This is a genomic window from Pseudomonas sp. GD04058, from assembly GCF_029836855.1.
In the GTDB taxonomy this organism is placed as follows: Bacteria; Pseudomonadota; Gammaproteobacteria; order Pseudomonadales; family Pseudomonadaceae; genus Aquipseudomonas; species Aquipseudomonas bharatica.
The window spans coordinates 1-2514 of the sequence record NZ_JAOECN010000084.1 but is presented as its reverse complement, the minus strand read 5'-3'; the positions used below and the strand labels follow the sequence as shown (position 1 = coordinate 2514).

General features: G+C 61.1%; 1 protein-coding gene. It reads left to right on the top strand.

Features of this window, described 5'->3' with window-relative positions; all coding sequences use genetic code 11:
- On the top strand, positions 1-2514 hold a 2514-nt coding region (locus tag N7650_RS27795; protein ID WP_347815662.1), incomplete at both ends, for an immunoglobulin-like domain-containing protein.

The window sequence follows — 2514 nt, the reverse complement described above, 5'->3', positions numbered from 1 at the left end:
TTGTCCGCCACCGGCACCGTCCAGGAAGGCGGTGACATCGTCTACACCGCCCGCCTGACCAACCCGGCGGGCAGTGAAATGAAGATCACCCTCAGCAACGGGGAAGTGATCACTATCGGGAAAGGTCTGTCCGAAGGTTCTGTAACCTTTGCAGCGCCTGCCAACACCGTGTACGTCGATGCTGGCAATGTCAGTGTGACGATCACCGGTACCATCGGCGGTGACTTCGAACACCTTGAAGTCAGCCCGACTGCAGCCGTGACTGCTATTACCGACAGCATCGATACCTCGACGGTCACTCTGACCGCCACCGCTAGTGCTGTTGAAGGCGGTGTGGTGACTTATACCGCCTCGGTTACCGCGCCAGTCACTGGTACGCCTCTGGTCATCTCTTTGGCGAACGGCCAGTCGATCACCATTCCGGTCAATTCTTCGAGCGGTTCGGTGGACTTTATTGCACCGAACAACGTGCTGAACACCAATACGCCGCTGACCAACAGCATCACCGGCGTGACCGGTGGCAACTACGAGAAGCTGGAAACCGCCGGCACCCCGACTACCGTTGTAACCGACGACCCGGCTCGCCTGGATACTACCGGCCTGACCTTGTCCGCCACCGGCACCGTCCAGGAAGGCGGTGACATCGTCTATACCGCCCGCCTGACCAATCCGGCGGGCAGCGAGATGAAGATCACGCTGAGCAATGGCGAGGTCATTACCATCGGCAAAGGTCTGTCGGAAGGCAGCGTGACCTTCCCGGCACCAGCCAACACCGTCTACGTGGACGGCGGCAACGTCAGCGTGACCGTCACTGGGACTACCGGCGGCGACTTTGAGCATCTGGAAGTCAGCCCGACGGCCGCGGTGACCGTAGTCACCGATAGCATCGACACCAGCACCGTAACCCTGACCGCAACTTCGAGCGCCGTCGAAGGTGGCATCGTCACCTACACCGCATCGGTCACAGCTCCGGTCACCGGCACCCCGCTGGTTGTAACTTTGGCCAACGGCCAATCGATCACCATTCCGGTCAACGCTTCGAGCGGTTCGGTGGACTTCATCGCCCCGAACAACGTATTGAATACCAACACCCCGCTGACCAATAGCATCACCGGTGTCACCGGTGGCAACTACGAGAAGCTGGAAACCGCCGGCACCCCGACCACCGTTGTAACCGACGACCCGGCTCGCCTGGACACCACTGGCCTGACCCTGTCAGCCACCGGCACCGTCCAGGAAGGTGGAGACATCGTCTACACCGCCCGCCTGACCAATCCGGCTGGCAGTGAAATGAAGATCACGCTGAGTAATGGCGAGGTCATTACCATCGGCAAAGGTCTGTCGGAAGGCAGCGTGACCTTCCCGGCCCCGCAAAACACCGTTTACGTAGATGGCGGCAACGTCAGCGTCACCGTCACAGGCACTACCGGCGGCGACTTCGAGCATCTGGAAGTCAGCCCGACTGCGGCTGTCACTGCTGTCACCGACAGCATCGACACTTCGACCGTCACCCTGACCGCGACCTCGAGCGCGGTCGAAGGCGGTGTGGTGACCTACACCGCCTCGGTTACCGCGCCAGTCACTGGCACCCCTCTGGTCATCTCTTTGGCGAACGGCCAGTCGATCACCATTCCGGTCAACAGCTCCAGCGGTTCGGTCGATTTCATCGCCCCGAACAACGTGCTGAACACCAATACGCCGCTGACCAACAGCATCACCGGCGCCACCGGTGGCAACTACGAAAAATTGGAAACCGCCGGTACCCCGACCACCGTCGTAACCGATGACCCGGCTCGCCTGGATACTACCGGTCTGACCCTGTCCGCCACCGGCACCGTTCAGGAAGGCGGTGACATCGTCTATACCGCTCGCCTGACCAATCCGGCCGGCAGCGAGATGAAGATCACCCTCAGCAACGGCGAAGTGATCACCATTGGTAAGGGCTTGAGTGAGGGCTCTGTCACGTTCGCTGCACCAGCCAACACCGTCTATGTAGATGGCGGCAACGTCAGCGTGACCATCACCGGCACCACCGGCGGAGACTTCGAGCATCTGGAAGTCAGCCCGACTGCGGCGGTCACTGCCGTTACGGATTCAATCGATACGTCGACCGTCACTCTGACCGCGACCTCGAGCGCAGTGGAAGGTAGCGTAGTGACCTACACCGCCTCGGTCACGGCTCCGGTTACCGGCACCCCGCTGGTCATCAGCCTGGCCAACGGCCAGTCGATCACCATTCCGGTCAATTCTTCCAGCGGTTCGGTCGATTTCATTGCGCCGAACAACGTCCTGAACACCAACACGCCGCTGACCAACAGCATCACCGGTGTCAGTGGCGGCAATTACGAGAAGCTCGAAACCGCCGGCACCCCGACCACCGTCGTAACCGATGACCCGGCTCGCCTGGATACTACCGGCCTGACCCTGTCCGCCACCGGCACCGTCCAGGAAGGCGGTGACATCGTCTATACCGCCCGCCTGACCAATCCGGCGGGCAGCGAGATGAAGATCACT